This window comes from Patescibacteria group bacterium, from assembly GCA_041660565.1.
Lineage (GTDB): Bacteria > Patescibacteriota > UBA1384 > CAJBMM01 > CAJBMM01 > JBAZWC01.
This window is the reverse complement of sequence record JBAZWC010000001.1, coordinates 187,065-202,060: the sequence shown is the minus strand read 5'-3', so window position 1 is coordinate 202,060 and position 14,996 is coordinate 187,065. Positions and strand designations below refer to the sequence as shown.

Genomic DNA, 14,996 nt, shown 5'->3' with positions numbered 1-14,996 from the left:
TCACAAATATTATATTAACTTTACAATTTTCTGAGGGGAAAGATGCAACTTAAGCGTAGCCCGTTTATCGCTATTATAATAACGATCATTATTGTTTTATCGGTTGGCACGTTATATTTATATATGGTCAATCATACCAATCTCTTAAAATCGTCAAACAAAACATTTTATTTATTCAGACCCAAGATCACCGCCACACCAACCCCGGTTCCATTAACCGCTTCAAAATTAGATGGCACAATGGTTACCCAAGAGCTTTCGGATCGGCATCCGCTGGGAGTGATGATTGAAAACCACACAGAGGCGCGCCCTCAATTTGGCCTCAGCACCGCCAGTTTCGTGTACGAGGCGATCGCAGAGGGCGGAATTACCCGATATTTAGCCATATACGGTCCAAATGACGCGCCAAAAGTTGGCCCCATTAGGAGCGCCCGAACCTACTACGTTGATTGGTGTAATGAATATGATTGTTATTACGCTCACGTTGGCGGAAACTACGACGCGTTAAAAGAAAAAATCCCTGCCGACAAAGTTAAAGATCTGGATCAGTTTGCGAATTCCGGATCGTACTATCGTGCACGGCGAGGTAGTGAGGCCACGGAGCACACAATGTATTCATCAACCGACAAACTTTACAAACTGGCTAGTTTAAAAACATGGTTTACACCACTAAGAGAAACATACGACATCTATTCATTTTTTAGCGCGGCGCCATCGCCACCGGTTACCGCTACCACGTTTATTAAAATTAATTTTTCTTTCCCGCAATATGACGTACGATGGGATTATAATAAAACCGACAACACCTACTTACGCAACCTTGCAGCAGCTCCGGACGTTGACGCCAACAACAACCGCCAAATTTCGGCCAAAAACGTGATCATTCAAAATATTTCTCGAAGCTCTGTGGCTACGGCCATCAACGAAAATGGCTGGTCCATGCCCACGGTTGGTTCGGGAAGCGCTACAATCTATCAAGGTGGGGTAAAAATTGACGGCACATGGTCGAAAAGTAGCAAATACGACCGCACCCAATTTTTTGGTGCTGATGGTAAATTAATCACACTTTACGCCGGCGAAACTTGGATTGAAGTGGTAAACCCCGGCAGTACCGTAACGAGCGGATAGATCAATCCAATTTAACCAATTTCGAATCAAACACGTGTAAAGGAAAACATTTATGAAAATTAAAGAAATCGTTGGAAGACAAATTTTGGATTCACGCGGCAACCCAACTGTTGAAGCAGACGTTATTTTAGAGGACGGATCATTCGGGCGCGCCGCCGTGCCATCCGGGGCGTCAACCGGTGCACACGAAGCGCTCGAACTTAGAGACGGAGATAAATCTGTCTATAACGGCTTGGGCGTACTCAAAGCAGTTGAGAATATCAACACCATCATCAAACCAGATTTAATCGGGCTAGATGTAGAAGATCAGCGCGCCCTAGATCAACGAATGATTGCGCTTGACGGCACACCAAATAAGGCTAAGCTTGGCGCAAATGCCATACTAGCGGTTTCGATGAGTTTGGTTAAATCGGCCGCTGTGTCTCAGCATCAACCGCTCTATCGCTACCTAGGTGGTTCAGGGGTGAATCAGCTTCCGGTACCGTTAATGAATGTAATAAACGGGGGGCTGCACGCCAACAATTCCACCGATTTTCAAGAATTTATGATCGCCCCCATTGGCGCTGAGTCGTTTAAAGTGGCACTGCAAATGGGGCTAGAAGTTTACTACACCTTAAAGGATCTGTTAAAGGCTAAAGGCGTACCCACCAATGTGGGGGACGAAGGCGGCTTTGCCATCTCTAACTCAACCAACGATGAGGCACTGGCGATATTAGTTGAAGCAATTGAAAAATCCAGATATCGTCCCGGCGAAGATATCAAAATTGCCTTAGATATTGCCTCGGACGAATTCTTTAAAGATGGAAAATATGTGTTAAAAAACGATAAAGTTGAATTGGATTCAGCCGGAATGCAAGCGAAAGTGGTTGATTTGGTAAATAATCATCCTATTTTCTCAGTTGAAGATCCGCTTTCAGAAGATGATTGGACCGGATACACCGCGCTATCATCTCAGATTGGTGAAAAAGTGCAGATTGTTGGCGACGATTTGTACGCCACCAATTTGGACAGGCTCAAAAAAGGGGCTAGCGAAAAATGCACCAACGCTATCTTAATCAAACTTAATCAAATAGGAACGGTTTCTGAAACCGTAGATTGTATCAATTTTGCCAAACAAAACGGAATGGCCGCCATCGTCTCACACAGATCCGGCGAAACCACCGATACCTTTATTGCCGATTTAGCGGTGGCAATGGGAACGGGGCAGATTAAAACCGGATCACCTGTCAGAGGCGAGAGAACGGCGAAATACAATCAATTACTACGCATTGAAGAAGACCTGGGCCCAATGGCAAGGTACGCAGGGCTAGGTTAAATACTATTCATTACTCCAAGCACTTTGTTCACGTATGAAGTAGAGTGGTTGTAATTGTAAAAAGCACCATTCCAACTACCGGTATTGATGTAACTGGCAGCCAATAAATTACCGGCGGCAAAAATTGAGTCTCGCCCCGAAGTAATATCGCTTCCGGCACCACTGTTTTTGCAATAATATCTAAAAGTCGACGGCATGAACTGCATCGGACCGGTAGCCCCAGCATAAGATCGTTTTGAAGTATCCCAAGACTTACCAGATTCAACTTGGTGAACAGCTTCAAGAGCTTTGGCCAAACCGGCAATACCATGACGACTCTCAACTTCTTGGTACATTAAACGTAATTCAGTTAAAGAGGGAGCAGGAGTAGATACAGTTTTTGATACTGCAACTTGAGCCACAATCTGTCTCTTCTGAACATAATCGTTACTGTTTCCAGATACAATTTTAATTGAATTGGCGCCATCAAACACCATCGCTTTTTTCGAAAGTGATAGTTCACTTGACGCTACTGAAGTATCATTATTGTGAGCCGAAACCGGCACAATAGAGATAGCTGAGGTCATAAATGACATCTGTACTACCATACCTAAGACAGCTAATTTCTTAGCGTTACGTTTTTTAATTCTCTTGGTAATCCGAGATAATTTTCGAATTGATTTGTGAGTAGAAACCGCTTTCACTCTCCCCCAAATATGGGTTAAAGTCATTTGGTTAAACTCGCTTTCTGTTCTACAATGTACATTTCTTTGTCATTCCGGGCTCGACCCGGAATCTATGCCTAAAAGATACAAAAAAATGCTCTCACATCGAGAACACACCATTGTAGCATATATTTTCGAATTTGTCAACCCAAATTGAAGGATTTTTCTGATATTTCATCTGATGGGGTTATTAGTTAAAAGTCGGATAGGATAGTATCTATTTATGTAAATTCTGCTACAATATCCTCAGCACCAAACAAAATACTCGCCAGATCAACGACAGGGGGGTGACGCGAATGACTCACGTTACTGATATCGACGAGGCCATCGAGATCCTTAGTGGCGAAATGGTTGTAACCGCGCAACAAGCACGGCAAGCTTTAGGGGAGGAGGATTTCGGGCGTTCTATCGACCTTCTTCTTTTCTCTGCTGACACACTGCGGCAATGCGCCGGACAAAACCAGCAGAACGAAGCGGATTGGCGGTTGATGTTCGATCCAGGCATTTCCCTTGCAGCCATGCGACAGCTCTTCGGAACTAATGGGGCAAAGCGAGAGCCACACTTCTACCGAAACAGATGGTGGCTGAAGCCGGGGAATGAATGGGCATGTTCATCGCGAAGTCCGCGATATCACTTGCTCAACTTTGCCCGGAATCACACCAGGAATAGGTGGGGAGATCAACCTGAACGTTGCGCCAAGGGTGTTGTGCGAGCAAACGAAGCTGTTGTCACAGCAGTTTGTTTCGCCAACTGCATTGTGCACAATGACGAGCGGCTACTCGGCGAGTGGTATCACTGGGGTTGGCATGGGGTTTCCAAGGATAAGCACGTTGCGGTTGGAGGGTTCGACCGCTACGGATTCTATGTCTGGTTCAACGCGGATACCAACCCGACATTCGATGTCGGAATGGTGGAAGAACTTGCCCAAGATCAATAGCTGTTCAGAAGAACAACACGCTAACCGCACCCGGAAGATTCATCTCGGGTGCGTTCCTATATATTTATCATCACGGAATAAACAGACTGACCCCAAGTTTGACTACCGGTGCCGGTATAGCTTGGGCCAATCTGAAAAGGCGAAAACACACCAAACTGTATGAAATGATCATACAAAAACTGAGCTTCGGCCATATATCCATCCGACCAAGTAAGGTAGCGATTTGTCGGGCCAAGCCCAAACGGATTATGCGAACCACTTGGCATATGTATTCCATACGTTGACTCGGCACCTGCTACGCCAATTATTAAGCGCGGATCGATCTGATATTTTGATGCAATTTGCAGCAAATCTTCAATTGATGACATCGGCGAACCCTGATGGTCTAAATAATTGCTGATCCGGCCAAACATCTGATCGTAATTAAGCGATTCAATATCTAATCCTGATTTTTCATCATATTGCTTCCACACATTAGCCATATTTGATTTTTCGTTGTTCAGATTTTGCTGATACAAACTCAACCCAGGCATAATTAGTGGCTTCGCTGGCACAATTTGCAATACGGTAGGCGATTTGGTTATTACTAATTCCGGTGTTGACGGTTTAATGATGGAGCCATTTGCTAATACGCCAGAGTAGGGCAACGTGACCAATACCAAAACCAGACCCATTACCTTTGTGGTAGATTTGAGCCTAAATAATTCATAATTATATAATTTTTGAAAATGAAGGCGATACTTCGCCAGCGAGCCCCTCCTTAGGGGGCAAAAGTGCATGACCGCTCTCTTCCTGCTCTAAAAAAATCTCTTTTTCTAGAGACAGTAAGTATCATAGCCTCGACTCAGATATATGTCAAGCTACCAATTATTCCGGTTGGACCAATTTGACCATTAGGAAAATGAAAATTTAGTGCTTTTATGATTTGTTGATATAATCAATTTACAAGGAGTAAATATGCCTGATCAAACTGAAAACTGTGTTTTTTGTAATATCATTAGCGGGAAGAATCCTGCCCAAATTGAATATCAAGACACAGCTATTATTGCCTTTACGGATATCGAGCCCGCCGCACCATTTCATCTATTGGTAGTACCAAAAAAACATATCGGTTCTATTGACCAGGTGCAATCAACAGATCAAGAGATACTGGGCAAATTAGTAATTACCGCTAAAGAAATTGCCCACCGTAGCAATTTAGATGAAGAAGGATATCGAATTGTGATCAATAACGGTCACAATGGGGGACAAAAAGTGGAACATCTACATTTGCATTTATTGGCTGGAACAGAGTTAGGGCCAATGACCTCGGCCAAACCAAACCCAATTAGCCAGTTTGGATGAACCTCCCTTGTCATTCCAGGCAAGACCTAAGAATCTATATGAAAATACCTTGACCACGAAACGATAGTATGATATAATACTATCGTTTTCGTATCTTAACATTTTTTGGTCGTGGCTTTTAGTTCATTTAGGTGGATTGAAAGCTACGACTAACATTCCGTGGCGGAAAAGAGGTGAGTTAAGTGCCAGTATCTCAGATTGATGTGACCGCGGTGTCGGAAGGAAACACGCTGCTCGCCACAGAATTGGCCAAAACCATCGACGAGCTCGGAATCGAAGATGTGGCAGTGTTTCTAACTGCCGAACCTGCCAGAGGCGATGAGCTTTGGGATAGGTTTACTGGTTTCCAGTTCGCTTTCTGGCCATCAGAAGAGGCGTTGGATGCGGGCGCCTTGACGCCGTCGTTCTCCAGCTACGTCCGCCACATTCTCATGACTCGAGTTGAAGGGCAAGAATACCTGAATATGAGAATGAGGGGGAGTGGGAGCTAGGGAAGCATATTAGCACCCAGTAGAAAGAGGAAACAGGTGCCAGAAAACGTACGATCGTCATACGGATTCGGTTACGACGAAACCACGGGACAGCTTGTGGTCAGATCGTGGATGGCCATAGATGGGAGTGCAACTCAGTGCCAGGTTACTCTGCCTGAGTTCCTATCTACCAGCCTCAGGGAGTCAAGGCAAGCCCATCCGCGCCGGTTCAATCGATGCGCTGCAGATGTGGCGGCTCTGCTATTGGCCGCACAGTCACTTGCGACCAGGATAGGGTTACTCACCAGATATGCAAACGACCATCCGCGGAACGCGTCTCTGTCACATCAGGTGGTAGAGTATATTCTGGATGAGCTGAGTGACCTGGAACGTGATGCGGACAGGATGATTGCCGCCACCATCCCAGACATGCTCGAGGAGAGTTTGTGACAACGGGCGTTTCGCGAGCTCGCGGCAACCATCAACGAAAAGAGGTGAAGCAACTGTGAAGCGAAGAGATCGTGTCCGACCCACGGCCATCCCAGACAGCGAGTTGGGCCCGGCTGAGAAGGAATTCTGCCTCACTAGGCTCCGACGGCTCGTTACCGGTGAAGCCAAAGGAACCTTGACGACACTCGATTCAATACGCGGGTATCTTCTCGTAAGACCGGGTGACACAACAACCATTGCACAGACGGTGTGGTTTGGGATTTACGAAAACCCACACCCCAATGGCTACCCCAACGGATTCGTCAAGTGTCTTGAGTGCGATGGTCGTATCAGTTTTACCGCTGCACACGTTTCCGTTGTCGCGTACTACCCTGACGACACTCGAGTCCGACCTATCGCCAACTTCTGCACCTGCGACTGCATGGTCGCGTGGGCAAGGCGTACCTGATCGCACTGGGCGTCTCGCGAGTAATCGCGGGGCGCCTCATTTTTATATCGGAGGGTGGAGGATAGAGGATGGAAACAAAGATAGTTCTCGTCGTTTCACTCCTCGAACAAGAAAATAATCCATCATCCATCCTCAATTCTCCATCATCTGATACGCTGGACATAGTCCTGCGGATCTGTTATTATTACATTATAAATTCGAAGGTGAGGTGAATTTTAATTCATGACCGAAGTTCGTAAAAAAGAACACGAAAGATTTGATGTGCTCCTACGCCGCTTTAATCGCGATATCCAGCAAAGCGGTCTTTTATCGATCGTAAAAAAGAAACGTTACTTTGCCGAAGAGCCTAGCCGCGGTCAACGCCGTATGTCGGCTATCCGCAAGGCGGAACGCAAAGCGATCAAGAGAGGATACTAAAATGGCCACTCTAACCGATCAAATTAATACAAAATTAACTGAAGCTATGAAGTCTCAGAATGCTTTTGAGTTGAATACTTTACGCATGCTTAAAAGTGCACTAATGAACGCGTCGCTAGTGGGGACAAACCATCAGTTAGATGCTGCTGCCGAGATTGCAGTGGTACAAACCGAAGTTAAAAAACGCAAACAATCTATTGAGATGTATCACCAAGGCAATCGCCCGGAATTGGCCGAAAAAGAGCAAAAGGAAATTGATTTTTTGATGCAATTTTTGCCTGCCCAAATGTCTGAAGACGAAGTAAAGGCAATTGTCGCCAAAGCCATTGCATCAACCGGCGCGGTGGGCAAACAAGATATGTCAAAAGTGATGGGCGCGGTGATGCCACAATTAAAAGGAAAAGCGGATGGGGGAATGGTTAGCGCTATTGTTAACCAGCTCTTGTCTTAGTATATGCGTAATGATTTATCAATTAGTGTAGAAATATCTAATTCCACCCATTACACGCCCAATGAGCTAGAAATTAAGCAGTTGATTTTTGATTTTCTTAATGATCTATCGATTTCTGGAAACGTTATCGTTGAAATCAATTTTGTCGGCACAATGCGTATGCGTACTCTAAACAAGAAGCATCGCCATGTGGATAAAGTAACCGACGTGCTCAGTTTTCCCATATTTTCAAATTTGGCAGAGATAAAACGCCAAACATCGCCATACATAATCGGCTCGATTTCTATTTGCCCTAGCTTTTGTTTCGCTAAAAATGAGAGTATGATAGATATGACGCTACACGGATTAATTCATTTGATAGGATATGACCATGAAAGAACCGGTGAATGGGATAGATGGCAAGACATTGTTAAAGAGTTTTGGCTACGCCATCAAAGGGGTTAAACATCTTTTACGCACTGAACAAAACGCTCGTATTCATTTAACAGCAGCAGTTTTGGCATTCTTCTTATCCGTGGCTTTTCACATCACCAGGGTTGAGGCGATGATTATTTTTATCGCTGTGACTATGGTTTTTGCTTTAGAAATTATTAATACCGCAATCGAGAAAATTCTCGATTTTTTGCATCCGGATAGCCATTCCGTTATCGGTGAGGTTAAAGACGCGCTTGCCGGGGCCGTACTAATTGCTGCCTTTATTGCCGCTGTGGTGGCCGTGCTCATCTTTTACCCATACGTTAAAGAGCTGTTTGAAACATTGATGTACTAACACCAAAAGCACTAAGCACGAATATCGAAGCACGAAATAAGCACCGAAATCTTAAATCACAATTTTTATTTTTTAGATTTTGAATTTAGGATTTGTTTCGTGTTTCTAATTTCGAATTATATTAATGTTTGGCGCATCATGATATTTGGCATTTGGTCATCTTTTCTATTATAATGAATATATAATTGATGGAGGACAGTATCGCTACAGCCAAGCGTACTATTATTGCTGGTTTAGATGTTGGAAGCACCAAAATTGCAACGTGCGTCGGACAATTCCAAGACGGTATCGTTGATATTATTGGTTTAGGTTATTCGCCTTCATCCGGCACTCGCAAAGGGATGGTAGTTGATATCGAAGAAACAGTCAGCTCCATTTCACAAGCGCTGGAAGAAGCCGAGCAGATGTGCGGCGCGCCAATAACCACCGCCGTAATTGGCATCACCGGCCCTCATATTCAATCCACAATTTCAAAAGGCGTCATTGCTATTTCTAGGGCAGACGGCGAAATTTCTGAGCACGATGTGGATCGGGTGATTCAAGCCGCCAAAGTACTGCCAAACACCCCGAATCGCGACATTTTGCATATTATCCCCAGACAGTTCACTGTTGATAGCGCAGATGGCGTTAGTGATCCGGTAGGGATGAGTGGAATTAGATTGGAAACCGAAGCGGTGATCATTTCTTGCGCCACAATGGCAATTAAGAATTTGACCAAATGCGTTTTTCAATCTGGCATCGATATTCAAGAGATTGTTTATTCGCCGCTTGCTACTGCCAAAGCATTGATCACTAAAAAACAGTCCGAACTTGGAGTGGTTTTACTCGACATCGGCGCCCAAACCACCACCTTGACCATTTTTGAAGAAGGGGATGTGCTGCACACCGCCGCCATTCCATTGGGCTCGAATAACATTACTAACGACATCGCAATCGGTTTACGCACATCAATTGATACCGCAGAGAAAATCAAAATTAGTCACGGCGCGGCGAAAGCAGATCAATACAACGACAAAGATCAGCTAGATCTAAGTACACTGAGCGATTATGACAACGAGACTGTTAGCCTAAAATACGTTTCCGAAATTATCGAAGCCAGACTAAACGAGATATTGCTAATGGTGCGCGATGAATTAAGAAACGTCGGACGTGACGGTTTATTACCCGCCGGGGTAGTGCTAACCGGTGGCGGTTGTCAGATTAGCGGACTGACTGATTTGGTTAAAGAAACGCTCCGTTTGCCTGCCAGTATTGGTCGGCCACAGCTTCCATTATCGGGGATGGTTGACAAATTGAATGATCCTCTCTATTCTACCAGTGTTGGACTAATGATGTGGAATGTGGATAACCATACTTCACTCAAACCCAACAATCGGGCAGATTTTACTAAGGTTGGAGCCGTGGTAGATAAAGCCCGAGGGTTTTTCAAACAATTTATACCCTAAATATAAGGCTTAATTTTGCTAGATTCGGGTGATCTAGCTTAAGCTGGCATTAAGGCGCAAGGATACGGTGGGGCGTTTTCCTAGATTTGCCGAATCGGCCACAAAGGAGACGCAATGGAAAAACGAGAGTCAGATAATTTCGCGGTCATAAAGGTAGTGGGTGTTGGTGGATCAGGGGGGTCGGCCATAAATCGAATGATAAACTCAAAACTTCGTAGTATTGAGTTTGTTTGTATTAATACAGACGCGCAAGCCCTTGGGCACAGTGACGCCAGTATTAAAATTCAAATTGGCAAAGACTCTACACGAGGTCTTGGCTCCGGTGCAGACCCAGAGGTTGGTCGCCGAGCGATCGAAGAAAACAAAGACGAGATTTATGAAGCCCTAAAAGGGGCCGATATGGTATTTGTTACCTACGGCGCCGGTGGCGGAACCGGAACGGGAGCCGCGCCAATCGTTGCCAGCATCGCTAGAGAGTTAGGCGCGTTAACCGTTGGTGTTGTAACCAAGCCATTTAGCTTTGAAGGCCAACGCCGCCGTAAAATCGCCGAAGCGGGCATCGACGAGCTAAAAGGCAATGTGGACACGCTTATCACCATCCCAAATGACCGTTTGCTACAAGTCATCGACAAAAAGACCTCACTGTCAGACGCATTTGGCATTGTAGATGATGTGCTACGCCAAGGTGTGCAGGGTATTTCCGATTTAATTACGCTTCATGGCATTATTAACGTTGACTTTGCCGATGTTCGCGCCATTATGTCCGATGCCGGGTCTGCTTTGATGGGTATTGGGCGTGGATCGGGTGATAATCGTGCTATCGAGGCTGCTCGAGCCGCAATCGAAAGCCCACTTTTGGAGCTATCTATTGATGGCGCCAAAGGTATTCTGTTTAACATTACCGGCGGCCCTGACCTCGGAATGTATGAAATAGATGAAGCCGCTAAGGCCATTACCGAAGCCGCCGACCCAGACGCAAATATTATCTTTGGCGCAATAATTGATGACGCCATGTCCGGTGAAGTTAAAATCACCGTTATTGCCACCGGTTTTGAAGGCGAACTTCCGCGTCCGGTGAAAAAACCAGGCTTGGGCGGCACCTCTCAAATCCCAATGCAACCAAACCGATCAACTTTAGGCAATTATAACCAACAGCCTCAAGCCCAAAGAGAACCAACCCCGTTAACCGAGGCCATGGATCGTTTCGGATTACACCAAGGCGCATCGGAAACGCCCACCGAAACCCCAACCGATTCTACTAACGACCAAGACAATGACCAGCTAGACGTACCTGCATTCATCCGTCGAAAACTCAAATAATAATGGCCAGTCCGATCAATATCTTAACTCAACCAGAAGCTTTAAAATCGACTATCACTGAAGCCGATAGTGATAACGAGCGCTTATTTGTTGACGATGAGATAAAAAAACCGATTGACGTTGCCGAAACTGACCAAAAAGCGATTATTCATACTTTTGATATTTCAGGGTGGCAAGGAAAATTAATTGTCGGATTATCAGAAAATATCATACCATATATGATATTTATTGATCTTGATTCTGCTAATTTTGTCGAAATTCGATTTATTAATTTGTGGTGTCAAACCGTATCTGAACTATTGCAAAATAACATCACATTACTGCCAAGTACATCAATGACCATTGACGATCGCGACCCCCAAAATCTAACTAATTATGTTCTAAACTATCTAACAGCCAAGTTTGATAAATCCAAATCAACTAAAATCGACTCCTTAAGCAAATCAGACGAAGTAATTGCATCAACCTAACAAAATAAGGTATCATTACAACGTACGAAAAAAATAACAAGGAGAGAATATGCCCGAAGCAACCCAGCACGTAGTCGTAGTCACCGACGACACTTTTGACCAAATTGTTCTCAAAAGTAAATTCCCCGTAGTAGTTGACTGCTGGGCCACCTGGTGCCAACCTTGTCGAGTATTATCGCCAATTATCGATGCGTTAGCGGCAGAATACGCCGGTAAAATTAAAGTTTGTAAATTAGACGTAGATGATAATAATAAAATGGCCGAAAAATTTGGCGTAATGAGTATTCCAACCGTACTATTCTTTAAAGATGGGGAAGTGGTAGATACTACCGTAGGCGCCCTCCCCAAAACCGTCATTCAAGAACATTTTGACAAACTAATCTAATTAAAATAATTCATCCGGGCCTCCAATTAAGCCAATCAATCCAATTAGTCCAATTCTAGATTGTGGAATGTTGGTATTTGGACTAACTTAGTAGTATGAATAATGATTATCTTTCCAAACTAACACCAGACCAAATTGCGGCGGTGAAGCACCAACAGGGACCAATGATGATCATTGCCGGTGCCGGAACAGGTAAAACCACCGTTATCACCACCAAAATTGCCTACTTGGTGGATAGTGGCGTCAAACCGGAAAACATCTTGGCCTTAACGTTTACCGAAAAAGCGGCCAAGGAGATGTCTGAGCGCGTCGATATTTTATTACCGCTTGGAGTTTTTGGTGTCACCATTAGCACCTTTCATGGCTTTAGCCAGCAGATTTTGCGCCAGTTTAGCCAATACACTAACATCTCAGAATCTACCAGGCTTTTAACCGATCTTGAACAAAAACTATTTGTCAAAAGTCATATTACAAAATTTCCGGCAGGCGATTTAAGACCGCTGTCTAACCCAACAGTTAAGATTGAACCAATGTTAAACTTTTTCTCGCGTTGCAAAGACGAGCTGATTTCCCCTAATAAGTTACTGGACTTTGCCAATGAGTCGCCCGAGAACATCGAACTACAAGAACTCGCCCAAGCGTATCAGATTTATCAAGACTTACTGCTTAGCAATAATTTTTTGGATTATGGCGATTTACTAATGAAAACTTACGAACTGTTGTCAGACCACCCAAATGTAACCACACAGCTTCGTCAAACATATCAATATATTTTAGTGGATGAATACCAAGACACCAATGTGGCCCAAACCGAGATAGTCAAATTGCTTGCCCCGGCAAAGCACAACATCACGGTAGTGGGGGATGACGACCAATCGATTTATCGATTTCGTGGCGCCACAACCGGGCAAATGGAACAATTTCGTACTCATTATCAAAATTGCAAAATTGTAACCTTAATTGATAATTTTCGCTCGCCTCAATTTATTTTAGACAACGCTTACGCCCTGATTCAACACAACAACCCGGATCGGCTAGAAGTTTCGGCCAAAATCGATAAGCGACTTCGCTCGCAAGTGTCATCTCGACATGGCTCCTCATCCGCCATTCCACTTCGATCATTTCTAACTGAAAATGAAGAGGCTAGGTGGGTTGTCTCAGATATTACCGCCAAGATTAAAGCCGGAGCTGAGCCGGAAGACTGCTGTGTTTTGGTTCGCACCAACAATCAATCCCGCATCTTTGCTGAAAAACTGACCTCGGCACAAATCCCATTCATCACCAAAACCGAAGCTGGTCTAATGGACGACCCTATAGTCAAGCTGATTGTTTATTACTGCCAAGTGGTAGCTGACCCGCATCAGTTTTTGCCGTTTTTCTTCTTGGCAACATCACCGATTTATAAAATCAATCCCGAGAAATTAATCTACGCCTTATCCGAAACCAAATCTACTCACACGCCGATCGAAGAAATTGTGGCCCGTGATGAAAAACTAACGCAAAGTTGTCAAAACTTACTGGATGATATTGCGTGGGCGCGTAAACAGCTTCACCACTTAAAAACTTCGGATTTGATATTAAATTGGTATAAAAAACGCGCCGAGTTTTTTAACTCGTCTGATATGTATCAAGACCCAAGCCAAATTGTTACCGGATTATTTAGCCTAACTTCGGCCGTACAGCGCTTTGAATCGCTTTCATCTGATAATAAGCTGCTCCATTTTATAGAAAATTTATCTACTATTTTGTCCGACAACGCAACGGAAGAAATTATTGCCGGTGGGGGAGTAAGACTGCTGACTGTGCACACCGCTAAAGGCACCGAATATCCATACGTGTACATCACCAATTTGGCAGAGGGAAGATTTCCATCAATAAACATTCAGCGAGGGTATATAATTCCATCTGACTTACTAAAATATCCAATCGACGAAGCAGAAGAATTTATTAAAGAAGAGCGCCGATTGTTTTATACCGCCATCACTCGAGCAAAACACGAGGTTAGCTTGAGCGCAGCAAGGGTTTACGGATCAGGCACTCGCGAGCGCAAAGAGTCTCGATTTATCTCTGAGCTATCAAACATTTCGCGAGTTGAAGAAACCAGTGCAAAATTGATCGAAACCAGCCCGGAAAGCCTTGTACCTCAAAAAAAGTCGGTTGAAGTTAAATCAATCAACCCGCACACTTTACAAAATTATGATGATTGTCCATTAAAATATAAATTTATCAGCGTAGATAAACTGGCCGCCCCAAGCGATTTTTCGGCTAACGTGGGTTCATTAATGCACTCATTATTTGCCTGGTTTTTTACCGAGCGTCAGCAAAATCGCTTACCCTCATTAGACGATCTTCAAAACCGGCTACAACTGAACTGGAATAATCGAGGATTTTTAGACGCACAACACCAAGCCGAAATGAAAATTGAATGTCAAAATCAGATTAATAATTTTTATCAAATGTTCGCAAAATTACCGGCTCCTGATTCAATAGAACATAAATTTGAAGTAAAAATGACCACCACCAAATTGGTCGGTCGAATAGATGCAGTATATCATAATGGACTAGGCTCAATCTCGAACAATAAATTGCCCTTGATTATCGACTTTAAAACGTCGAGTTCGGTTACGAATCAGTCTGATGCAGACACCAAGACCAAAGACAGCGATCAACTGACGTTGTACGCGTTGGCTTGGCAAAATTCGCACAACGTTATTCCGCAAACCGCACTGTACTTTCCCTCTAGCAATTTATTTGGCATCAAAACCGTTACCCAAAAGCAAATTGATCGCCAGCTAGAGCGTATAGATAAAATAGTCGGCCTGATTGAAAAAGAGCAGTTAGATGCTACTCCAAGCAAATTTACTTGCCAATACTGCCCATTTGCCCAATTCTGCCCCCAGTCAATGAGTAAATGAAGGTCATTTTTGGCTAAAATACGCAAA

General features: G+C 44.2%; 15 protein-coding genes. 13 read left to right on the top strand and 2 right to left on the bottom strand.

Annotated elements, in window-relative coordinates; all coding sequences use genetic code 11:
• Positions 1-42 precede the first annotated feature (42 nt).
• A complete protein-coding gene (locus WC773_00965) occupies positions 43-1,128 on the top strand; it encodes a DUF3048 domain-containing protein (GenBank protein ID MFA6081973.1) in 1,086 nt (361 codons plus the stop codon).
• Between the two features lie 52 nt (positions 1,129-1,180).
• Positions 1,181-2,443, top strand: a complete 1,263-nt coding sequence (gene eno, locus WC773_00960) for a phosphopyruvate hydratase (protein ID MFA6081972.1) — start codon at positions 1,181-1,183, stop codon at positions 2,441-2,443.
• Here eno and WC773_00955 read toward each other — a convergent pair.
• On the bottom strand, positions 2,440-3,126 hold the full coding sequence (locus WC773_00955) for a lytic transglycosylase domain-containing protein (protein MFA6081971.1): 687 nt from the start codon (positions 3,124-3,126) through the stop codon (positions 2,440-2,442). The genes eno and WC773_00955 overlap by 4 nt on opposite strands.
• Positions 3,127-3,443: 317 nt before the next feature.
• On the opposite strand from WC773_00955, the gene WC773_00950 reads away from it, so the two are divergent.
• The gene (locus tag WC773_00950) at positions 3,444-4,085 is read left to right on the top strand and encodes a hypothetical protein (protein ID MFA6081970.1); all 642 of its coding nucleotides are present in this window, start codon (positions 3,444-3,446) and stop codon (positions 4,083-4,085) included.
• Positions 4,086-4,141: 56 nt separating this feature from the next.
• Here WC773_00950 and WC773_00945 read toward each other — a convergent pair whose 3' ends face one another.
• Positions 4,142-4,759 (bottom strand): hypothetical protein, encoded by a 618-nt coding sequence (locus WC773_00945; GenBank protein ID MFA6081969.1) that lies wholly within the window; start codon positions 4,757-4,759, stop codon positions 4,142-4,144.
• Between the two features lie 283 nt (positions 4,760-5,042).
• Between WC773_00945 and WC773_00940 the strand changes: the two genes are divergently transcribed.
• The 10 genes from WC773_00940 to WC773_00895 all read left to right on the top strand — a co-directional run bounded on the left by WC773_00940 (position 5,043) and on the right by WC773_00895 (position 14,969).
• Entirely contained in the window at positions 5,043-5,429 is a 387-nt protein-coding gene (locus WC773_00940; protein ID MFA6081968.1) for a histidine triad nucleotide-binding protein, read from the top strand.
• Positions 5,430-5,611: 182 nt separating this feature from the next.
• A complete protein-coding gene (locus WC773_00935; GenBank protein ID MFA6081967.1) occupies positions 5,612-5,920 on the top strand; it encodes a hypothetical protein in 309 nt (102 codons plus the stop codon).
• Positions 5,921-7,019: 1,099 nt separating this feature from the next.
• Positions 7,020-7,214 (top strand): 30S ribosomal protein S21, encoded by a 195-nt coding sequence (gene rpsU / locus WC773_00930; GenBank protein ID MFA6081966.1) that lies wholly within the window; start codon positions 7,020-7,022, stop codon positions 7,212-7,214.
• Position 7,215: 1 nt separating this feature from the next.
• Complete coding sequence (locus tag WC773_00925) at positions 7,216-7,665, top strand: GatB/YqeY domain-containing protein (protein MFA6081965.1); 450 nt, start codon at positions 7,216-7,218, stop codon at positions 7,663-7,665.
• Positions 7,666-8,035: 370 nt separating this feature from the next.
• Entirely contained in the window at positions 8,036-8,434 is a 399-nt protein-coding gene (locus WC773_00920) for a diacylglycerol kinase family protein (GenBank protein ID MFA6081964.1), read from the top strand.
• A gap of 188 nt (positions 8,435-8,622) precedes the next feature.
• Positions 8,623-9,879 carry a cell division protein FtsA gene (gene ftsA, locus WC773_00915; GenBank protein MFA6081963.1) on the top strand — a complete coding sequence of 419 codons (1,257 nt, stop codon included), beginning with the start codon at positions 8,623-8,625 and terminating at the stop codon, positions 9,877-9,879.
• Between the two features lie 114 nt (positions 9,880-9,993).
• Positions 9,994-11,199, top strand: a complete 1,206-nt coding sequence (gene ftsZ / locus WC773_00910; GenBank protein MFA6081962.1) for a cell division protein FtsZ — start codon at positions 9,994-9,996, stop codon at positions 11,197-11,199.
• Between the two features lie 2 nt (positions 11,200-11,201).
• On the top strand, positions 11,202-11,669 hold the full coding sequence (locus tag WC773_00905; GenBank protein ID MFA6081961.1) for a hypothetical protein: 468 nt from the start codon (positions 11,202-11,204) through the stop codon (positions 11,667-11,669).
• Positions 11,670-11,718: 49 nt separating this feature from the next.
• A complete protein-coding gene (gene trxA, locus WC773_00900) occupies positions 11,719-12,054 on the top strand; it encodes a thioredoxin (GenBank protein MFA6081960.1) in 336 nt (111 codons plus the stop codon).
• 95 nt (positions 12,055-12,149) lie between these two features.
• On the top strand, positions 12,150-14,969 hold the full coding sequence (locus WC773_00895; protein ID MFA6081959.1) for an ATP-dependent DNA helicase: 2,820 nt from the start codon (positions 12,150-12,152) through the stop codon (positions 14,967-14,969).
• Positions 14,970-14,996 lie beyond the last annotated feature (27 nt).

Bases quoted from the DNA above. Each gene is read 5' to 3' on its own strand.
- ftsZ (MFA6081962.1), top strand. From the start codon at position 9,994: ATGGAAAAACGAGAGTCAGATAATTTCGCGGTCATAAAGGTAGTGGGT.
- trxA (MFA6081960.1), top strand. From the start codon at position 11,719: ATGCCCGAAGCAACCCAGCACGTAGTCGTAGTCACCGACGACACTTTT.
- WC773_00925 (MFA6081965.1), top strand. From the start codon at position 7,216: ATGGCCACTCTAACCGATCAAATTAATACAAAATTAACTGAAGCTATG.
- ftsA (MFA6081963.1), top strand. From the start codon at position 8,623: ATGGAGGACAGTATCGCTACAGCCAAGCGTACTATTATTGCTGGTTTA.
- WC773_00965 (MFA6081973.1), top strand. From the start codon at position 43: ATGCAACTTAAGCGTAGCCCGTTTATCGCTATTATAATAACGATCATT.
- WC773_00905 (MFA6081961.1), top strand. From the start codon at position 11,202: ATGGCCAGTCCGATCAATATCTTAACTCAACCAGAAGCTTTAAAATCG.
- WC773_00945 (MFA6081969.1), bottom strand. From the start codon at position 4,759: ATGGGTCTGGTTTTGGTATTGGTCACGTTGCCCTACTCTGGCGTATTA.
- WC773_00895 (MFA6081959.1), top strand. From the start codon at position 12,150: ATGAATAATGATTATCTTTCCAAACTAACACCAGACCAAATTGCGGCG.
- WC773_00920 (MFA6081964.1), top strand. From the start codon at position 8,036: ATGAAAGAACCGGTGAATGGGATAGATGGCAAGACATTGTTAAAGAGT.
- WC773_00950 (MFA6081970.1), top strand. From the start codon at position 3,444: ATGACTCACGTTACTGATATCGACGAGGCCATCGAGATCCTTAGTGGC.
- eno (MFA6081972.1), top strand. From the start codon at position 1,181: ATGAAAATTAAAGAAATCGTTGGAAGACAAATTTTGGATTCACGCGGC.
- WC773_00940 (MFA6081968.1), top strand. From the start codon at position 5,043: ATGCCTGATCAAACTGAAAACTGTGTTTTTTGTAATATCATTAGCGGG.
- rpsU (MFA6081966.1), top strand. From the start codon at position 7,020: ATGACCGAAGTTCGTAAAAAAGAACACGAAAGATTTGATGTGCTCCTA.